Annotated in this window: 1 protein-coding gene; it reads right to left on the bottom strand. The window is 69.7% G+C overall.

Annotated elements, in window-relative coordinates; genetic code table 11:
- Positions 1–347 (bottom strand): TauD/TfdA family dioxygenase (locus AB0C16_RS41135; protein ID WP_357691668.1); only part of this gene is annotated, 347 nt, incomplete at both ends.

The raw sequence follows: 347 nt of genomic DNA, 5'->3' as shown, positions 1-347 counted from the left end.
CGGCTCGGCCGCATCGATGCTCACCCGGTGCACGGTGCGGACGGCGTCCGGCGCCACCGCGGTGGCCGCGTGGTAGGTCGTCTCCGTCTTCCAGACCACCAGGTCGTCGGTGGTCCAGCGGTGGGTGTAGACCCGCTCGGGGTCCTGGATGAGGCTGTCCAGCAGCGCGAAGAACTCCGCGTTCTCGTTGGCGTCGAACCCGACGACGGAGTCCATGTACTCCGGGGCGCCGTAGAGGTACTGGCGTCCGCTGGCCGGGTCGCGCTTCACCAGCGGGTGCTCGACCTTCGGGTACTCCTGGTCGACGAGCGCCCGGAACTCGGCGATGGACAGGCCGACATGCTCGC

It is taken from the genome of Nonomuraea sp. NPDC048916 (assembly GCF_040649575.1).
GTDB lineage: Bacteria > Actinomycetota > Actinomycetes > Streptosporangiales > Streptosporangiaceae > Nonomuraea.
This window is presented reverse-complemented; position numbering and strand designations above follow the sequence as displayed.